This is a genomic window from Streptomyces sp. NPDC002889, assembly GCF_042888425.1.
GTDB lineage: Bacteria > Actinomycetota > Actinomycetes > Streptomycetales > Streptomycetaceae > Streptomyces.
The window spans coordinates 50,650-68,271 of the sequence record NZ_JBIAPT010000021.1; the positions used below are offsets into that span (position 1 = coordinate 50,650).

Annotated in this window: 15 protein-coding genes, 4 tRNA genes and 1 other RNA gene; 12 read left to right on the top strand and 8 right to left on the bottom strand. The window is 71.4% G+C overall.

The window, feature by feature from the left end; all coding sequences use genetic code 11:
• The first annotated feature begins 177 nt into the window (after positions 1-177).
• From ACFYWI_RS28110 to ACFYWI_RS28145, 8 genes are all read left to right on the top strand, one after another.
• A complete protein-coding gene (locus tag ACFYWI_RS28110; RefSeq protein WP_389237767.1) occupies positions 178-513 on the top strand; it encodes an Lsr2 family protein in 336 nt (111 codons plus the stop codon).
• Between the two features lie 124 nt (positions 514-637).
• Positions 638-709, top strand: a tRNA-Gly gene (locus tag ACFYWI_RS28115).
• 81 nt (positions 710-790) lie between these two features.
• Positions 791-863: transfer RNA gene (locus ACFYWI_RS28120), tRNA-Gly, on the top strand.
• Between the two features lie 144 nt (positions 864-1,007).
• On the top strand, positions 1,008-1,925 hold the full coding sequence (locus ACFYWI_RS28125) for an ABC transporter ATP-binding protein (RefSeq protein WP_389237769.1): 918 nt from the start codon (positions 1,008-1,010) through the stop codon (positions 1,923-1,925).
• A gap of 1 nt (position 1,926) precedes the next feature.
• On the top strand, positions 1,927-2,691 hold the full coding sequence (locus tag ACFYWI_RS28130) for an ABC transporter permease (protein ID WP_389237771.1): 765 nt from the start codon (positions 1,927-1,929) through the stop codon (positions 2,689-2,691).
• Positions 2,692-2,769: 78 nt separating this feature from the next.
• Positions 2,770-3,996 (top strand): sensor histidine kinase, encoded by a 1,227-nt coding sequence (locus ACFYWI_RS28135; protein ID WP_389237773.1) that lies wholly within the window; start codon positions 2,770-2,772, stop codon positions 3,994-3,996.
• On the top strand, positions 3,993-4,601 hold the full coding sequence (locus ACFYWI_RS28140) for a response regulator (protein WP_389237775.1): 609 nt from the start codon (positions 3,993-3,995) through the stop codon (positions 4,599-4,601). The genes ACFYWI_RS28135 and ACFYWI_RS28140 overlap by 4 nt, the downstream gene beginning before the upstream one ends.
• 22 nt (positions 4,602-4,623) lie before the next feature.
• Positions 4,624-4,696 (top strand) — tRNA-Gly (locus ACFYWI_RS28145).
• Between the two features lie 45 nt (positions 4,697-4,741).
• Here ACFYWI_RS28145 and ACFYWI_RS28150 read toward each other — a convergent pair.
• The 6 genes from ACFYWI_RS28150 to ffs form a co-directional block, all read right to left on the bottom strand.
• Positions 4,742-5,641, bottom strand: a complete 900-nt coding sequence (locus ACFYWI_RS28150) for a phosphoribosylaminoimidazolesuccinocarboxamide synthase (RefSeq protein ID WP_389237777.1) — start codon at positions 5,639-5,641, stop codon at positions 4,742-4,744.
• A gap of 307 nt (positions 5,642-5,948) precedes the next feature.
• Positions 5,949-7,409 (bottom strand): N,N-dimethylformamidase beta subunit family domain-containing protein, encoded by a 1,461-nt coding sequence (locus ACFYWI_RS28155; protein WP_389237779.1) that lies wholly within the window; start codon positions 7,407-7,409, stop codon positions 5,949-5,951.
• Between the two features lie 330 nt (positions 7,410-7,739).
• Positions 7,740-9,413 carry a hypothetical protein gene (locus ACFYWI_RS28160; protein ID WP_389237781.1) on the bottom strand — a complete coding sequence of 558 codons (1,674 nt, stop codon included), beginning with the start codon at positions 9,411-9,413 and terminating at the stop codon, positions 7,740-7,742.
• 525 nt (positions 9,414-9,938) lie between these two features.
• Positions 9,939-11,189 (bottom strand): phosphoribosylamine--glycine ligase, encoded by a 1,251-nt coding sequence (gene purD, locus ACFYWI_RS28165; RefSeq protein ID WP_389237783.1) that lies wholly within the window; start codon positions 11,187-11,189, stop codon positions 9,939-9,941.
• Positions 11,190-11,249: 60 nt separating this feature from the next.
• Positions 11,250-13,457 carry a DNA polymerase III subunit gamma and tau gene (locus ACFYWI_RS28170; protein WP_389237785.1) on the bottom strand — a complete coding sequence of 736 codons (2,208 nt, stop codon included), beginning with the start codon at positions 13,455-13,457 and terminating at the stop codon, positions 11,250-11,252.
• 44 nt (positions 13,458-13,501) lie between these two features.
• Positions 13,502-13,600: signal recognition particle sRNA small type (ffs, locus tag ACFYWI_RS28175), an RNA gene on the bottom strand.
• Between the two features lie 98 nt (positions 13,601-13,698).
• On the opposite strand from ffs, the gene ACFYWI_RS28180 reads away from it, so the two are divergent.
• A tRNA-Ser gene (locus ACFYWI_RS28180) sits at positions 13,699-13,786 on the top strand.
• A gap of 155 nt (positions 13,787-13,941) precedes the next feature.
• Here ACFYWI_RS28180 and ACFYWI_RS28185 read toward each other — a convergent pair.
• Positions 13,942-14,310, bottom strand: a complete 369-nt coding sequence (locus tag ACFYWI_RS28185) for a hypothetical protein (RefSeq protein ID WP_389237787.1) — start codon at positions 14,308-14,310, stop codon at positions 13,942-13,944.
• Positions 14,311-14,430: 120 nt separating this feature from the next.
• Between ACFYWI_RS28185 and ACFYWI_RS28190 the strand changes: the two genes are divergently transcribed.
• Complete coding sequence (locus ACFYWI_RS28190) at positions 14,431-14,928, top strand: hypothetical protein (protein WP_389237789.1); 498 nt, start codon at positions 14,431-14,433, stop codon at positions 14,926-14,928.
• Between the two features lie 133 nt (positions 14,929-15,061).
• On the opposite strand, the gene ACFYWI_RS28195 is transcribed toward ACFYWI_RS28190, so the two are convergent.
• The gene (locus ACFYWI_RS28195; RefSeq protein WP_389237791.1) at positions 15,062-15,811 is read right to left on the bottom strand and encodes a hypothetical protein; all 750 of its coding nucleotides are present in this window, start codon (positions 15,809-15,811) and stop codon (positions 15,062-15,064) included.
• A 387-nt stretch (positions 15,812-16,198) separates the two neighbouring features.
• On the opposite strand from ACFYWI_RS28195, the gene ACFYWI_RS28200 reads away from it, so the two are divergent.
• Both ACFYWI_RS28200 and ACFYWI_RS28205 read left to right on the top strand, forming a co-directional pair.
• The gene (locus tag ACFYWI_RS28200) at positions 16,199-17,293 is read left to right on the top strand and encodes a DUF1152 domain-containing protein (RefSeq protein ID WP_389237793.1); all 1,095 of its coding nucleotides are present in this window, start codon (positions 16,199-16,201) and stop codon (positions 17,291-17,293) included.
• A 110-nt stretch (positions 17,294-17,403) separates the two neighbouring features.
• Positions 17,404-17,610 (top strand): DUF5988 family protein, encoded by a 207-nt coding sequence (locus ACFYWI_RS28205; protein ID WP_389237795.1) that lies wholly within the window; start codon positions 17,404-17,406, stop codon positions 17,608-17,610.
• The last annotated feature ends 12 nt before the right edge of the window (positions 17,611-17,622 follow it).

The following is a 17,622-nucleotide window of genomic DNA, read 5'->3' on the forward strand; positions in this document are numbered from 1 at the left end:
AAGAATCCCTCAGCCCTTTGCTACGGACACGCGCATCCAATTGCCAGGTCTTCACATTGCGCGGTCGACCGCTGTACAAAGGAATACAGAGGAAAGCAGCATTGCCTCTCATCAGCCGGAAAGCCGGTATCCCCGCACGTCAGAAGCGGGGATACCGCAGGGAAAGGACCGATATCCGTGGCTCAGCGAGTAGTGGTCACGCTCTCCGACGACATCGACGGCGGAGAAGCGGCGGAAACGGTGAGGTTCGCCCTGGACGGGAAGTCGTACGAGATCGACCTCAATCCCTCCAATGCAAAGAAACTGCGCAAGGCCCTCGCCCCGTACATGGCCGCCGGCCGAAAGCAGGTGAACCCCGGCAAGCGGGACAAGTCGCACATCACCTACAAGCACACGTCCCTCGAGCCCGCCCCCGCCGCGGTACGGGCCTGGGCGCAGTCCAACAAGATGGACGTGCCGGCCCGCGGCCGGATCCCCAAGCGGGTCTACGAAGCGTTCCGCGAAGCCAGTTGAGGGAGCGGTCCCGCCGACTGCCGAAGCGGCCGGCGGTGAACCGAGTTGCGCTGCACCCCTGATGGTCGGCTAGAGTCTGGAGCACGCCGAGGGGCCAGGCCGAAGGGCCCGCCTCACGCAGCGTGCGGGTGTAGTTCAGTAGTAGAACATCCCCCTTCCAGGGGGAAGGCGCAGTGTGCAATTCCTGTCACCCGCTCTCTCATCACTTTACCGGCCACTCCTGTGGATCAGGTACAGTGGTGGACGCACCGCCCAGTGAGAGCTGAGCGGCAGCAATGCGGACGTGGCTCAGTTGGTAGAGCATCACCTTGCCAAGGTGAGGGTCGCGAGTTCGAATCTCGTCGTCCGCTCAGAGTAAAGAAGCCCCCGGCGATCTCGCCGGGGGCTTCTTCGTTTCCGGCCGGGCCCTGACCCGGGGCACCGATGACATTCGTCATGAGCAGCGATGACAGCGCGCACTGCCCCGCTCTTGCGGCCGGCCCGAGTCTTGAGTCATGACCGACGACGAGTACGTGATCGAGGCGGATGGGCTGCGGCGCACCTACGCCGGCGGCTTCGAGGCCGTGACCGGGATCTCCTTCCGTGTGGCCCGCGGCGAGATCTTCGCCCTGCTGGGCACCAATGGCGCGGGCAAGACCTCGACGGTCGAGCTGCTCGAGGGCCTCGCCGCCCCCGACGGCGGATCGGCCCGGGTGCTCGGCCACGACCCGTACCGCGAGCGGGCCGCCGTACGCCCCCGGATCGGCGTGATGCTCCAGGAGGGCGGCTTCCCCTCCGATCTGACCGTCGCCGAAACCGCCCGGATGTGGGCGGGCTGCACCACCGGGGCCCGGCCCACCGGGGAGGCGCTGGATCTTGTGGGACTCGACCGGCGGGCGGGAGTGCGGGTTAAGCAGCTGTCCGGCGGGGAGCGGCGGCGGCTCGACCTGGCGCTGGCGCTGCTCGGGCGGCCCGAGGTGCTCTTCCTCGACGAGCCGACGACCGGACTGGACGTGGAGGGGCGCCGCGACACCTGGGAACTGGTGCGCACCCTGCGCAACGGCGGCACGACCGTGCTGCTGACCACGCACTACATGGAGGAGGCCGAGTCACTCGCCGACCGGCTGGCGATCATGCACCGGGGGCGGATCGTGACGAGCGGGACACCGGCGGAAGTGACCGGCGCACGCCCCGCCAGGATCCGGTTCACGCTGCCCGAAGGGGTTACGGCGGGGCGGCTGCCGCTCGGGCTGCGGGCTGCCGCGCAGGGGCGGCGTATCGAAATCCGCACCCACCGGCTCCAGGAGTCGCTGGGCGAATTGCTGCTGTGGGCCAAGGAGTCCGGCGTACGGCTCGAAGGGCTCGACGCCCGGACCGCCTCGCTCGAAGAGGCATTCCTCGACATCGCGCGTACCGAAACGGCGGGTGTGTGACATGACGGCGACGACCGGACGGCTGACCGCTCTCGGGCGGGCGGAGCTGACGCTCCTCGTACGGAACCGGACCACGCTCTTCGTCGGGCTGCTGATGCCCCCGACGATGATCGTGGCGATGAAGCCGACGCTGGACCAGATGGATCTCGGCAAGGCCGGAATGAGCGTCGGTGAAGCGGTGATGACCGGCGGCATCGCCGTGGTGCTGATCCTCGTCGTCCATCTCAACCTGGTCTCCGCGTATGTGGCGCGACGCGAGGAGCTGGTGCTCAAGCGGCTGCGTACCGGGGAGGTACCGGACCGCGAGATCCTGGCCGGGACGGCCCTGCCGGCGGCGGGACTCGCGCTCGCCCAGTGCGTGCTGATGGTGGTGGCAGGGGTCGCGTTCCTGGGTCTCAAGGCGCCCGCGCGGCCCGAACTGCTCGTCGTGGGCGTACTGCTGGGGATGGTGCTGATGGCCGCGCTGGCGGCGGCCACGTCGGCGGTGACCCGGACCGTGGAGAGTGCGCAGATCACCACCCTGCCGATGTTCCTGATCTCGGTGCCCGGCTCCGGCCTCTTCATCCCGCTGGAGCTGATGCCGGAGAAGGTCGCCTCGGTCTGCGAACTTCTCCCGCTGACCGGCGTGCTGACGCTCGTACGGGCCGGCTGGCTGGGCGGCGCGGACGGCAAGGAGCTGATGGGTGCGGCGGTGACCGCACTGGCCTGGACCCTCCTCTCCGTGTTTGCTGTGCAGCGATGGTTCCGCTGGGAACCGCGGCGCTGATCAAGCGGATGGAGCCGGTCGGAGCGATCGGGCCGTCCCGCAGATCGAGCCGGTCAACAGGGGTGCGGGGGTGGGCGGATGAAGGGCTGGAGAAGCCGCAGCGGACTGGCCAAGGTGGATCTGTACACCCGCGGCACCGTGTACCTGCTCGTGTGGGGGTCGGTCCTCGTGGTCGACATGCTTCTGCTGACCCGGCAGATCCGGGCCGAGGGGCCCCTCCCCCTGGTCGTGACCGCTCCGCTGCTCAACCTCGTCAGCGGTGTGCTGTGCCACCGGCTCGCGCGGCACGCGATGGAGAAGTACCTGGGGCAGGGGAAGGTCGCACCACGCGACGTCGCCGCGGCGGCGGTCACGACGGCCGCGACCGCCGGATCGGTCATCGCACTCGCCGCGGCCGTCGACCTGACCGGGCTCCTGCCGCTGATGCTGGGATCGGTGCTGGTGCCGTTCTTCAGCGGCCACTGCCTGATGGTGCGCGCCCGGGTCATCGCACTGCACCAGGCGGCCGTGCTGGCCCTGCTGTTCGTCCTGCTTCCGCTGACGGGCCGGGACATGCCCCAGACAGTGGTCACCACGGTGACCATCGGTTTCGTCACCGGGTGGTCCGCCGTGACGGTCCGCGTCTCGGTGTGGGTCCTTGCCGTGATGTGGGAGCTGCGCGAGGCTCGCGACGTACAGGCACGGCTCGCGGTCGCGGAGGAACGGTTGCGCTTCGGGCGCGATCTGCACGACGTACTGGGCCGCAATCTCGCCGTCATCGCCCTGAAGGGCGAGCTGGCCGTGCAGCTGGCCCGGCGCGGGCGGCCGGAGGCGGTGGACCAGATGACCGAGGTCCAGCGGATCGCGCAGGAGTCGCAACGGGAGGTACGGGACGTGGTCCGCGGCTACCGGGAGGCCGATCTGCGGTCCGAACTGGAAGGCGCTCGGGGTGTGCTGGGGGCGGCCGGGATCATGTGCACCATCGAGACCGGGGACGCGGAACTGCCCGCCGCGGTTCAGTCGGCGCTCGGCTGGGTGGTCCGGGAGGCCACCACGAACGTGCTGCGCCACGGTGACGCGCAGCGCTGCACGATCTCGGTGCGCGTGGTGGACGGCGCCGCGGTCCTGGTCGTCGAGAACGATGGGGCGGCAGGGGCGGCAGGGGCCACCAAGACGCCGGGCTCGGGCCTCACGGGACTGCGGGAGCGCCTGTCGGCGGTCGACGGCGCGCTGGAGGCGGGCCCGTACGGGGGCGGGCACTTCCGGCTCACGGCCCACGTACCGCTCGGACCGCGGACGGCGCAGGAGATCAAGGAGACGGTGTGACCGTACGGGTACTGCTCGCCGACGACGAGCATCTGATCCGCGGCGCGCTCGCCGCACTGCTCGCCCTCGAGGACGATCTCGTCGTGGTCGCCGAGGCCGCCACCGGCCCCGAGGCCCTCGCCATGGCACGCGCCCACCGGCCCGATGTCGCGGTCCTCGATCTGCAGATGCCCGGCGCCGACGGTGTGACAGTGGCCACAACTCTGCGGGCCGAGCTGCCCGACTGCCGGACCATGATCGTGACCAGCCATGGGCTGCCCGGCCACCTCAAACGGGCATTGACGGCCGGTGTGCGGGGCTTTGTCCCGAAGACCGTCAGTGCCCGGCGGCTCGCGGAGATCATCCGTACCGTGCATGCCGGAAACCGCTATGTGGACCCGGAGTTGGCCGCCGATGCCATCGCCGCCGGCGACTCGCCGCTGACCGCCCGGGAGGCCGAGGTGCTGGCGCTGGCGGCCGACGGAGCACCGATCGCGGAGATCGCCGAGCGGGCCTCGCTGTCCCAGGGGACCGTACGGAACTACCTCTCGTCGGCTGCCGGAAAGCTCGGCGCCGAGAACCGGCACACGGCGGTCCGTCTCGCGCGCCGCCGAGGTTGGGTATAGTGGTCTCCGCGCTACGGCGCATGCGGACGTAGCTCAGTTGGTAGAGCGCAACCTTGCCAAGGTTGAGGTCGCCAGTTCGAACCTGGTCGTCCGCTCGGAAAAGAAGGCCCCGGTCATCACGACCGGGGCCTTCTTCGTGTCTACGACCAGCTCACGCCGGTCAGCAGCTCGTACGCCTCGAGGTACTTGGCGCGGGTCGCGTCGACGATCTCCTGCGGCAGCGGGGGTGGCGGCTGCTCGCTCCTGCGGTCCCAGCCGGAGGCAGGGGAGGTCAGCCAGTCGCGCACGTACTGCTTGTCGTACGACGGCTGGGCGTGGCCCGGCTCCCAGGCGGCGGCCGGCCAGAAACGGGAGGAGTCCGGCGTGAGCACCTCGTCGGCGAGGACGAGGGTGCTCCCGTCGAAGCCGAACTCGAACTTGGTGTCGGCAAGGACGATGCCGCGCTCCCGGGCGATGTCGCGGGCCCGGCCGTAGACGGCGAGGGTCGTCTGACGGAGCAGTGCGGCCGTCTCCGAGCCGACCTGGTGCGCCACTTCCTCGTACGACACGTTCTCGTCGTGGTCGCCGACGGCCGCCTTGGTGGCGGGCGTGAAGATCGGCGCGGGCAACTCGGAGCCGTCCACGAGTCCCTCGGGCAGCGCGAGACCGCAGACCGTGCGGGACTGCTCGTACTCGGCGAGACCCGAACCGGTGAGATAACCGCGGGCGACACACTCGACGGGCAACATGTCCAGGGACTTGCAGATCAGGGTGCGGCCCGCCCAGTCGGCCGGGGCGCCGGCCGGCAGCTCGGTGGAGATCACATGGTTGGGGACGAGGTCCTCGAGCCGCTCGAACCACCACAGCGACAACCGGGTGAGGACCCGGCCCTTGTCGGGAATCTCGGTGGGCAGGACCCAGTCGTACGCGGACATACGGTCGCTCGCGACCATCACGAGGTCGCCCGCCTCGTTCCGGTACAGATCGCGCACCTTGCCGGTGTGCAAGTGCACCAGACCCGGCACCTGGAGCGGCTCGGGCTTTTCTACGAATCCGGACACGGTTCCTCCCCGTGGTTGAACAGAAAGGGGCGCCCCGGAGGGGCCCGTAAAGAGCGGTGGTGAGAGACGGGTGGGACAACGGGGACGATTGTCCCGTATACGGGGAGGACCGGCCCGGGCAGGGTCGGCTGCCGGGCTGTGCCCGGGCCCGGAGGGCCGAGGGGACGCATCGCCAGGCGGTGGGGGTACCGCCCGGCCGGAGGCCGGGGAAGATCGCTCTCGTACCGGACGTACTCGGGCGACCCCGACAGCACAGCGCGGTGCCGTAGCTGTCGTCGCGGGCCCGAGAAGATCGCCCGGACAGGGCCTAATCCCGCTTGCAGATCCGGTCGAGCAGATTCGCCGTGGCCCGCTGGACACGGAGGTCGACATGACCCGGCCGGTCCAGGGCCGGGGACCAGGCGAAGGTGCCCGACGCGAAGACCAGGGCGCCGGACGGGGCCCGGTACAGGGAAGTCTCCTGATGGCGGGTGACGCCATCGCCGTCCCGGTAAGGCGAGTGGGCGAGCAGCATGCGGTCCTGATGCTCGGGCAGCGAGGTACGCGGGAAGTAGCGGTCGGCCTCCCCCGCGACCAGCCCGGGCAGCTCGTCGCCCTCGCCCGCGCCGGTCGCCTCCCACAGCCAGTGGGTCGCGTTGCGCACGACCAGCGGATGCGGCTCGGGTACCCGGCCCGCGTACTGGATGCCCAGCAGTTGCTGCTCCGCCCGGTCGACCTCGCGCCACAGCGCCGGCTTGCCGGGGCCGCGGCGCTTGCGGCAGGTCAGCAGCCGGTCGGGCACTCCGGAGGGGGACACGCCCAGTTCGACCTGCCAGTAAAGGGTGTTGGCGGAGAGGAAGACCAGTGAGGTGCCGCGGTCGCGTGCCTGCTCGACGGTGCGGCGCATGGGGGCCGACCAGTACTCGTCATGGCCGGGGAAGACCAGTCCGCGGTAGCGGGCGGGGTCGACGCGGCCGGCGTGCAGATCACGGGCGTCGGCATAGGCGAGGTCGTAGCCGTACCGCTCGGCCCAGCGGATGAAGTCGTAGGCGTGACCCACATGGAGAGGCAGTCCGGCGCCCGCGTACGGACGGTCGAAGGAGACCGTGATCGCGGCGTCCTCCTCGCCCAGCAGCCGGCCCTCCTCGTCCCAGGCGTGATAGAGGCTCGCGCCCGTGCGGCCGTCCTCCGGATAGAGGTTGTACGCCTGCCAGGTGATGTCCGGGAGGAGCAGCAGGAGGTCGGCGGGGTGGTCGTCGCGGACGGTGAAGGGGATGTGGGAGCGGTGCCCGTCGGCGGTGGTGAGGACGGCGACGTAGGCGCCGATCGACCAGTACGACGGGATCTGCAGGCGCCACGACAGCCACCAGTGGTGGCAGGAGACCGTGCGGTCGGCGGTGAGCGGGGCCGGCTGGACGATGCCGGAGAGCCGGGGGCTGGTCGTGATCTTGGACGCGCCGTCGCCGCTGTAGTGGCCGATGCGGTAGATGTCCACGGAGAACTGCTGGGGCGGGTCCACGGTGATGTGGAAGTCGATCGACTCACCGGGGGCGGCCGCTCCGGGGGTCGCGAAGCCCTTGATCTGGCGGCGTACGTCGTCGGCGCTGCGGGGGCCGCCCGAGCCTCCTCGGGCAAGGGTGGGGTCGGCGTACCAGGGCACGACGTGGCCGGTGTCGTCGAAGTACTGCTCGCTGCCGCGCAGCCAGGGCAGCGGGCCCTGGCCGAACGGGTCCGAGACGGCATGGGCGAGGGCGCCCGATTCCCACCGCCGGATCTGCTCCGCCCCCATGCTGCGCCCTCCCTCGCTGCCCCCGGGACAACTGTGCCGAGACTGTGCTGCTGATGTCCGTGGATCTGATGGACGTGGATCGTGGTGCGACTGCGCCGCGATCGTGCCGCACCTGCATGGCTGCACGTGCGGCGGTACTGCCGGCTGTTCGGCGCCGGGGGTTCAGTGCCGGTCCCAGCACATCACATAACGCGCTCACAGCGTCACCGTTCGTCGCGAATTGGCGTCATTGGCGGCCGTGGCGTCAGGATCCGGGGCTCGGACCAGGCGAACCGGTCATACCCGGCGGATCGCCCGGCCCGAGCGAACCGGTCACACCAGACGGACCGGTCACACCAGACGGACCGGCTTCTCCGCCCGGACACCCAGCGAACCGAGCCAGACACGGAGAGGCCGGGCGTCTCCGTCCTCGACCAGGCTGAGGACCGGGGCCGCCAGATCCGAGCGGCGTTCGCCGTCGATCAGCAGGGTCGGACCGTCGAGCCAGTCCAGACCGGGCACCGCGCCCGCCGTGTCGACGGCTGCGCAGCACACCATCGCGACGACGTGGTCGGCGAGCAGATCACGACCCGTACGCGGTGGCTGCAGCGGGATCAGCGGCAGCGGGCCGGCGCCGAGAAAGGCCAGGGCATCGCCCGAGGCACCGGTGTCGACGGGGGCGCCGGGCGCCGGGGCCTGCCGCGGTGCGGGCGACGCCTCGCTGTCCTCGCGGGCCACCCGGGCGGTGATCGCGGCTGCCAGGGCGTCGCTCGCCTCGCCCCCCGGACGCGCGGACAGGTGGTCCATCACCCGGGCGAGCGTCGGTCCCTGGGGACCGGTCGACGGCGGTACACCCAGCTCGTCGAGAACCCGGTGGATACGGGCCGCTTCCGTACGCCACTTACGGTCGACGACCTCTTCCGGATAATGCTGCCAGTCCACCGGCGACCAGTCCGGCCCCGCCTCGGCCGGACCGCCGTGGAACAGGCGCGCGGCCAGCAGGGACGCGGCCTCGTCGACCGCGCCGGGCTCCTCGAGCAGATCGCAGGCGGGGCGCTCGCCCAGCCGGGAGGTGAAGCCCTCGGCGAGCCGGTCGCGACGCGAGAGCTCGGTCAGCGCCGAGACGACACCCGCATCGAGACGCGCCGGCCAGCGGCCCATGCGCCAGGCGGGCAACGCAACCCTGGTCAGCAGCCGGTCCCAGCCGGCGTAGGCGAGGCCCACTTGTTCCTGGGCGACGATCCGCAGTCCGTAGTCCACAGCCTGTGCACGCTCGGACGCTGCGGCCGCGACGCCCCGCTCCATCTCTGCGGCATGCACCTGGCAACTGCGCAGCAGCGCCCGGGCGACGGTGCCGGTGAACCCGTACCCGGCGCCCCGTATCGGCCCCTGACCGGGGCGGGCCGCATCGGCGACCGCCGCGTCCAGGCCTCGGACGAAGCGGCGGGCGGCAGCTATGTCGGGATGGGCGGCCGGCCCGGTGGCGGCGACGACCGGCGCGAGCACGGCCCGCAGCTCGGCGACCCGCATCCACCACAGGAACGGCGAGCCGATCACCAGGACCGGCGTGTGCGTCGAACGGCGGCGGCCACCGCCGGATATCGCGTGTGCCGGATGCGTGCGGTCCTCGAGCCAGCTGTCGCAGTCGGGGGTCAGCGCCAGCGCGGAGGGTGCGGGCACGTCGAGGCGCTCCGCCAGGTCGCGCACCATCCGGTACAGATCCGGGGCGGCACGCTCCGGGAGCTCCACGGTCGGACTGAGCGCAGGCGTGGCCCGCACGATCACGGTGGCGACGACCGCGGCCAGCAGCACCACGACCACGGCGCAGACCGTCACGATCCAGCGCGCGGTGTCCCAGCCGGCTCCGGCCAGACGTCCCATGGCACCGCCTGCGAGCAGCACGACGGCGACAGCCGCCGGCAGCAGCGCGACTGCCACCGCCCTGCTTCGGACATGCAGCACGGCCAAGGCGCGAAAGCGTGCGCCCTGCTCGCCTGTCGACTCCCCGATACCGGTACCGGACACAGCCGGACCTCACCCCCTCTGCCCTGCGACGGTGTTGGTCACTCCCCCACTGTGGCACCGCCCACCGACATCGCAATGCCGGGTGGGCCAAGTGCCGGAACGCCTGCGCCGCACCCTAGTTGGGGCTTCGGCGGCAGTCATCCGGATGGGGCGGCCGTCACTCGATGGAATGGCTTTGGGGAAAGGCTCGGCGCGGACGGCCCATGTCGGGGCGACAGCGCGGGGCCGGGGGTGTAATGCCGCCCGCAGGGGCCCGGCGGCGGCCGTCGGGCCAGGTCCACGGAGCAGGGGCGGCGACTGTCGTGCCTGGTCGGCGGGCAGGGACTGCGGTTGTCGGGCCAGGTCCGCAGGGCTCGGCGGACCCACCCACGGGCAGGTGGCAGGACAGGACCGTGCCGGGGCCGCGTCCGCGTCCGGTCCGGGGGCAGGTCCGGCCGTGAGGTCCGGGGCACGGGCCGTGCGGCCGGGTCCGGATCGCTGGAGCGGCGTCGGACACGGGCCGCGGACGGCCGGTGTCCGGTCGGCTCAGCCCTCCGCGGCCTTGCGGGCGATGTCCGTACGGTGCTGGGAGCCGTCGAGGCGGATACGGCCCACCGCCTGATACGCGCGCTCCCGGGCCTGGACGAGGTCCTTGCCCGTCGCCGTGACCGACAGCACCCGGCCGCCCGCGCTCAGGACCGCGTCGCCCTCGTGCTTCGTACCGGCGTGCAGGACGTACGCATGGGGTGCATCCTGCGCGGCGACCTCGTCGAGGCCCTCGACCGGGTCGCCGGTGCGCGGCGTGTCGGGGTAGTTGTGCGAGGCGATGACCACGGTCACGGCCGCGTCGTCGCGCCACTTGAGCGGCGGCTGCGCGTCCAGGGTGCCGTTGGCGGCGGCCAGCAGCACGCCGGCCAGCGGAGTCCTGAGCCGGGCCAGCACGACCTGGGTCTCGGGGTCGCCGAACCGGGCGTTGAACTCGATCACCCGCACCCCGCGCGAGGTGATCGCCAGGCCCGCGTACAGAAGCCCGGAGAAGGGCGTACCGCGGCGGCGCAGCTCGTCGACGGTCGGCTGGAGGACCGTCTCCATGACCTCGTCGACCAGCTTGGGGTCGGCCCACGGGAGCGGAGAGTACGCGCCCATGCCGCCCGTGTTGGGGCCCTCGTCGCCGTCGAGGGCGCGCTTGAAGTCCTGGGCGGGCTGCAGCGGGAGGACCGTCTCGCCGTCGGTGATGGCGAACAGGGAGACCTCGGGTCCGTCGAGGAACTCCTCGATGACGACCCGGACACAGGCCAGCGCATGCTCCCGGGCGGCAGCGAGGTCGTCGGTGACGACAACGCCCTTGCCCGCGGCGAGGCCGTCGTCCTTGACGACGTACGGGGCGCCGAAGGCGTCGAGGGCCTCGTCGATCTCCTCCGCGGTCGTGCAGACATAGCTACGGGCGGTGGGTACCTCGGCCTCTGCCATCACGTCCTTGGCGAAGGCCTTGGAGCCCTCCAGCAGGGCCGCCTCCTGAGAGGGGCCGAAGCAGGGGATGCCCGCGGCGCGCACCGCGTCGGCGACACCGGCGACCAGGGGTGCCTCCGGGCCGACGACGACCAGCTCGGCTTCGAGCTCGGTGGCGAGCCGCGCGACGGCCGGGCCGTCCAGGGCGTCGACCGGGTGCAGCTGGGCGACCTCGCCGATGCCGGCGTTTCCGGGCGCGCAGTGCAGGGCGGTGACGTCGGGATCGAGAGACAGAGAGCGGCACAGGGCGTGTTCGCGGGCGCCGCCGCCGATGACGAGGACCTTCACGGCGTCAGCCTAACCGCCGGACGCCGGAAGTCGTCGTACGGGCCTCCGAAAGCAGGTCCGCTACTCGTTCGTATATTCCTCCACGACCGTCGCGCCGAGCTCGCGCACGATCAGGTCGTGTCCGGACAGCGCGGAGTCGACGAGGTCCGGATCGTCCTCTTCCGGTACGTCGTCCTCGGGGGCGACCGCGGGCGGGTTGTACGTCTGGGCCGCGCGCGGCGGCTCAGGGGCGGTGGCCTGCGGTGCGGGGCCGGACCGGGGGGCCGCCTGCTGTGAGGGGCGGGACTCGGGGGCGTGAGCCGGTGCGGGCGTCGCGGGTGCGGGTGCGGAGGCGGCCGGTGCGGAGGCGGGCCTTCCGCCGCCGTAACCGCCGGGGCCGTAGCCTCCTGGGCCGCCGGCCGGGGGCTGGCTGCCACCGGGGCCGCCCGCGCCACCCGAAGGGTCGATGATCGCCTCGACCTTCCACTGGACATTGAACTGCTCGGAAAGCGCCTGCCTCAGCACCTCCTCGCTGCCGCTGCTCGCGAAGTTGTCCCGAGCGCCGGCGTTGATGAAGCCGAGCTGGAGCGTGGTGCCGTCGAAGCCCGCGACCTGCGCGTTCTGACTGAGCAGGATCCAGGTGAAGCGACGGCGGTTCTTGACCGCCTCCAGGATCTGGGGCCACATGTTCCGCACCTGACCGGCGCCCTGCGCGGCAGCGGCCGGCACGGGGGACGGGGCGGCCGCCGGTGTCGGAACGGGGGGCGTGCCGGGCGTGGGCGGCGTGCCCTGCCCCGGGGCGGATGCGGTGGGCCAGCCACCGGGCCTGCGCGTGCCGGTCTCCGGACCCGTCCCGGCTCCGGCACCGGCCGCCGCAGGCCAGGCGCCCGGCCGCGGCGCCGCGGGCTGCTGCGCGACGGGCTCGGGCGTGGGGGAAGCGACAGGGGGAGCGGCAGGGGGTGCCGCCGGGGCGGGCGTCGCGTCCGGGCGAACCGCAGCGCGCGCCGCGGCGGGCCCGCCGCCGGGTGCTGCGGGAGCGTGCGCCTGAACGTCGGGCCCTGGGACGTACCCCATCGCGGCCCCCGGCGCCCCGGCCGAGAACGCCGCAGGCCCGGTCACACCGGCCGCTGCGGCGCCGCGCTCGAGCCGGTCGAGCCGGGCCTGCACCGAACGCTCGTCGTCGAAGGCGGCCGGCAGCAGCACCCGGGCGCAGATCAGCTCCAGCTGCAGCCGCGGCGAGGTTGCGCCCCGCATCTCGGTCAGCCCGGTGTTGACCAGGTCAGCCGCCCTGCTGAGCTCGGCCGCGCCGAACACCGAAGCCTGCGCCTGCATCCGCTCGACCACATCGGCGGGAGCGTCGATGAGCCCCTTGGTCCCGGCGTCCGGCACGGCGGCCAGGATCACCAGATCCCGCAGCCGCTCCAGCAGGTCGGCGACGAACCGGCGGGGGTCGTTGCCCCCTTCGACGACCCGGTCGACGACCTCGAAGGCCGCGGCCCCGTCGCCCGACGCGAAGGCGTCCACGACCGAGTCGAGCAGCGACCCGTCCGTGTACCCGAGGAGGGCCGTGGCCATGGCATACGTCACACCTTCCTCGGCCGCGCCGGCGAGCAGCTGGTCCATCACGGACATGGAGTCACGCACAGATCCGGCCCCGGCACGCACGACCAGCGGCAGCACCCCGTCCTCGACGGGGATCTGCTCCTTGCCGCACACCTCACCGAGGTAGTCGCGCAGCGTCCCGGGCGGCACGAGCCGGAAGGGGTAGTGGTGCGTACGCGACCGGATCGTGCCGATGACCTTCTCGGGCTCGGTGGTCGCGAAGATGAACTTGAGATGCTCCGGCGGCTCCTCGACCACCTTCAGCAGAGCGTTGAAGCCCTGCGGGGTGACCATGTGGGCCTCGTCGATGATGTAGATCTTGTACCGGCTGCCCGCCGGCCCGAAGAAGGCCTTTTCCCGCAGGTCACGGGCGTCGTCCACGCCTCCGTGCGACGCGGCGTCGATCTCGATGACATCGATCGACCCCGGCCCGTTGCGCGCGAGGTCCTGACAGGACTGGCACGTACCGCACGGCGTCGGCGTGGGCCCCTGCTCGCAGTTCAGGCACCGCGCGAGGATGCGCGCGCTGGTCGTCTTGCCACAGCCGCGCGGACCGCTGAACAGGTACGCGTGATTGACCCGGTTGTTCCGCAGGGCCTGCTGCAACGGGTCGGTGACATGCTCCTGCCCGATGACCTCGGCGAATGACTCGGGGCGATAGCGGCGGTACAGCGCAAGGGACGACACGCATACGAGGTTATCGGGACGGACTGACAACCATCGAGGCCCGAACGCAAAGCGCCCCTCACGCACCCGCCAGAGCCGACCTACCCTTGCTGCCTTCCGGCCCTGGGGGAGTTCAGTCAGATAGCGCCACGTGAGGGGCTGCGCCCAGGTTACCCGATCGGCGGGGGTGGTCGGGCACACCCGGATGGAGCTCCGGGAACAGGTTCGCGAGCACTCCTCAACGTCTTGTATTGTTTGCCGCGGAGGATTCGCCTAGTGGCCTAGGGCGCACGCTTGGAAAGCGTGTTGGGGGCAACCCCTCACGAGTTCGAATCTCGTATCCTCCGCCATTGCTCTCACCGGGCAATACGTCGAAGGGCCCCACCGTTCACGGTGGGGCCCTTCGACGTTGTCCGGCCGACGTGGCCTTCGGCGGCTCCCGGAGCACATCGCCGACCCGCGGCAACTCCCCGACGGTGTCCTGGATGCGGATTCCCCCCGGCGCCTATACCGCCTCATGGGCCGCAGGAGCCGCGCCCTCGGCAGGCCGGGAGATCCTCTTCAGACGCATGCGCTCGTCCACCACCTTGTCCCGCTCGACCGTCGACCAGTACGGATGCGTCGACACGAAGATCGACAGCTCGAGCCGCTCGGCCCGCAGCCGTGCCTCGTCGGCCTTCTGCTGCTCCGTGTAGCCGGGGCTGTCCGGCATCGAGCCCACGTAGTCGCTGTAGGGCTGCTTGTCCCCGGTCCATCCCGGGTGAGGCTCGACCGACCACGGCAGGGCACGGCACAGCGCCGCGTACTCGCAATGCACCCGGTGCAGCCGGATCTGCGCGTCGCGCAAATCCTGTGGGAAGTCGGTGTCGGCCATGCCTAAATCATACTCCTGTTCGAATTCCTGCACCCCTGAAGCGCCGGTGACGGCTGAGCGGGCTGAGCCTCGGGGGGTGAGCACAGCTGCCGCCCACGAGATCGGGGAACGATGAAGGGCATGAGGAACGAGGGCGACAGGCAAGCGGCGCGGCACCTGGCCGGCCAGGTGCGCGAGGTAGGGCACGCGTCCGGGCCCGAACACTGGCGCGAGGCACTGCGACGGGTCATCGGAGGGCGGCTCGGCCGACGAGTCGGCCGAGCGGTCATACCTGAGCCGGGCACCCCGTGGCAGGACACGATCTCGGCAGAGCGGATCGGCTGGCGTCGGCGCGCAGCCAGCCTTGACGCCGAATTCGTGTTCGCCGTCGACTACCGGATCTGCCGCCGCTGCCGACTCGGCTGGGTCGAGCAGCCCCATACCCTGCCGCGGTACCAGCGGTGCGGGCTGGCCTCGGCCGCTCTCGCCGCGCTGCTGTGGGAGAACCGCGGTCTGGCCTGGCACACCCTCGGCGATCACTTCGCCGAGTCCCGGGCGTTCTGGGCCGCCGTAGGCGCCGATGTGCCCGGCGGATACGAACAGCGCCGGCTCTGCCGGCACGCCGACCCCCGCGGGTGACCGACGAGGAGTCGAGATCAACGCCCGGGGGCCACCGGGGCGAAGCCCATGGGGATGCCGGGCCGTCGGTTCCGGCCGCCGGCGGCTGCATCGTGAGGCCCGGCGTGGGCTGTCGTTCTTCCGGGAAGGCACCCTAGGTGTACTGCCCGGCGGTCTCGGAACGGGTGCGTTCGTATTCGGCCTGGTCCAGGATTTCCCAGACCGCTCCGCCGATGGCGAGGACGCCTCGGGCCGGCAGGGGCACGTCGCCGATGCGGGGGTTGTTCGGCAGACGGACGGGGCAGCCGAGGTCGAGGCCGTCGAGTGCGGCCTGTGCGTCGTTGACGACGTACATCCGCTGAGGCATGAGCAAGGCGGTATGGCCGCTCGGCGTCACGGCGGACATCTGCAGACGTCCCATACCCAGTGCGCGAGCCACCAGCTCCCGGGCCCGGACGAGGGACTTGAGACGCCACGAGGCGAGCGGGAGCCCTGAGCCGATGATGTTGAGGACGTCCAGAAGGCGGGTCGAGGACGCCGTGAGGGCCCAGTCCAGTGACGGAGAGTCCATGGTCACGCGCAGGGATGCCGGGCCGGTCCAGGTGACGCCGATGTGTGCGTATCCGGTACGCCCGCAGGCGGGGCCGAAGTACCGGGGGCACGCCGTGTCGAGTCGTGTCCCGTCGACGTAGATGGACCAGCTGCCGCCCGGATCGCGATGCCAGAGTGTGCGGTAGGGGCCGAAGGAGCCCTCGGGGAAGACCCGGAGCGCGAGCAGGTGACCGGAGTCGAAGGGCAGCGAGAACACGCCCCAGCCCCTGACGTACTCGTGATGCGGCCACGGCGCCCGCGACCGCGTGGTCGGCGTGTGAGACAGCCTGGCGGACAGGTCGAGCATGTCCATCACCCCGCAGGGTCGACCGCGGCGTTCCATCTGCTTGTCACAGCGTAGGGCGCGCAGGAGCGGCTCGTCGCCCGCAGTGTCCGGTGGAGCCCGGTCCCAGGAGGGGCCTGTCGGTGACGGTGACGTCCTCGGCGGTCAGCGACTTTCTCGCGGCGGCGCAGCAGCGCGCGCACCATGCGGTCGGTGGCGGAGCTGCGGCCACCGGTCGGCGGCCTGCCGCTGCCGGGGTTCGGCGGTGTGTTCGGCCCGTGTTCATCTCGTTCCGTCGGCAGGTTCGAGGTACGGGGCTCGCGCTTCCCCGGCCAGGGCCCGTGACCGCACCGCGGAGTTGCCTCCGCCGAACCTGCTCGGATGAATGACCAGGCCGGTACCCGTACGCTGGCAAGGGTGACGCGCTTGATCGTGGCAGCAGGTGGCGGGGGCGACGCTGTCGCCGCCGCGATGGTGGACACCGCCCTTTACGGCGACGAAGGCCCGGCGGTGGTGCTCACCTACGCGTGGGACCGCCTGCTGATCGATCCCGTGCCAGGTCCGAGAGGGCCGGCCGACTTCACCGGCCTGCGCCGCCTCACCAGAAGCGTCCAGGCCGTACCGGGCGACGCGCGTCCGGTGGCGCCCGCAGGGTCGACCCTCCCACGACTTGCCGCCGAGCTGCCGCAGACCTTCGCCCTGATCGATCCGCACCACGGCGCCGAGGGCATCACCCGCCAGCTCGAAGAACTCGTCCGGCACCTGGCGCCCGAGTCCATCGACCTCCTGGACGTCGGCGGGGACATTCTCGCCAAGGGCGACGAACCCACGCTCCGCAGCCCGCTCGCCGACGCCCTCACCCTGGCCGCATGCTGCCAAGTCAACGCCCCCGTACGGCTTCTGGTCGCCGGCCCCGGCCTCGACGGCGACCTCCTCGCCGACGTTGTGCGGGACCGCTTGGGTGCCTCGGTCCTGACCCTCACGGCCGGCCACGTCCAGCCGGTCGGCCCCGTACTGGAGTGGCACCCCTCGGAGGCCACCGCCATGCTCGCGGCCACGGCGCGAGGGGTGCGCGGTCTGTGCGAGGTCAGGGACGCAGGACTGCCGGTCCCCCTCACCGACGAAGGGCCCACCGTCCATGAAGCCGACCTGGACGACGCCCTCGAGCGCAACGAGCTTGCCCGAGCTCTCCTGGAGACGGAGACGCTGGAGGAGGCCGAGCAGTACAGCCGGGACATCTGTGGCTACTCCGAGATCGACTACGAGCGCACCAAGGCCAGTTGGCTCACCGGCCTGCCGGAGCAGGAGCTCGACCCGCACCGCACGCTCCGCCAACTCGACCAGTTCGAGGCCGAAGCCCGCACCCGCGGTGTCAGCCACACGACGTTCCGCCGGATCACCGAGGCCCTCGGCCTCAGCGGAGAGCAGCGCCAGGACCTGAGAGCTCTTCTGATCAGCAGCCGCCCGGAGCAGTACGCGGCCCCGCTCTGGAGCATCCCCGCCTATGCGTGAGACGGCGTCCGGCAGCTGCCGGGCTTCGCCTCCTGTTCCTGAACCGGTCCACCTGGCAGCACTCGGCGCGTCAAGGAGGAGCCGGTCCACCCTCCGGGGAGACTTTCGCCATGACCAACGAAACGAAGGCAGTCCTGGTGGGCGGCCCCGACGAACTTCCGGAGCGGATCGTCTCCGTCACCACGCCCGGGCTCGACATCAAGATCCCGTTCCGGGGTGGATACGAACACTTCCGGGCCACGCCGCGCCAGCAGGAAACCGCCGAGGGCTCCTTGCCCGTCTACGAATGGTGGGAGCGCACCGAACTTCCGGGGTAGCTCGGCAGGCTG

Bases quoted from the DNA above. Each gene is read 5' to 3' on its own strand.
- ACFYWI_RS28125 (WP_389237769.1), top strand. From the start codon at position 1,008: ATGACCGACGACGAGTACGTGATCGAGGCGGATGGGCTGCGGCGCACC.
- ACFYWI_RS28130 (WP_389237771.1), top strand. From the start codon at position 1,927: ATGACGGCGACGACCGGACGGCTGACCGCTCTCGGGCGGGCGGAGCTG.
- ACFYWI_RS28135 (WP_389237773.1), top strand. From the start codon at position 2,770: ATGAAGGGCTGGAGAAGCCGCAGCGGACTGGCCAAGGTGGATCTGTAC.
- ACFYWI_RS28155 (WP_389237779.1), bottom strand. From the start codon at position 7,409: ATGGGGGCGGAGCAGATCCGGCGGTGGGAATCGGGCGCCCTCGCCCAT.
- ACFYWI_RS28185 (WP_389237787.1), bottom strand. From the start codon at position 14,310: ATGGCCGACACCGACTTCCCACAGGATTTGCGCGACGCGCAGATCCGG.
- ACFYWI_RS28190 (WP_389237789.1), top strand. From the start codon at position 14,431: ATGAGGAACGAGGGCGACAGGCAAGCGGCGCGGCACCTGGCCGGCCAG.
- ACFYWI_RS28195 (WP_389237791.1), bottom strand. From the start codon at position 15,811: ATGGACATGCTCGACCTGTCCGCCAGGCTGTCTCACACGCCGACCACG.
- ACFYWI_RS28205 (WP_389237795.1), top strand. From the start codon at position 17,404: ATGACCAACGAAACGAAGGCAGTCCTGGTGGGCGGCCCCGACGAACTT.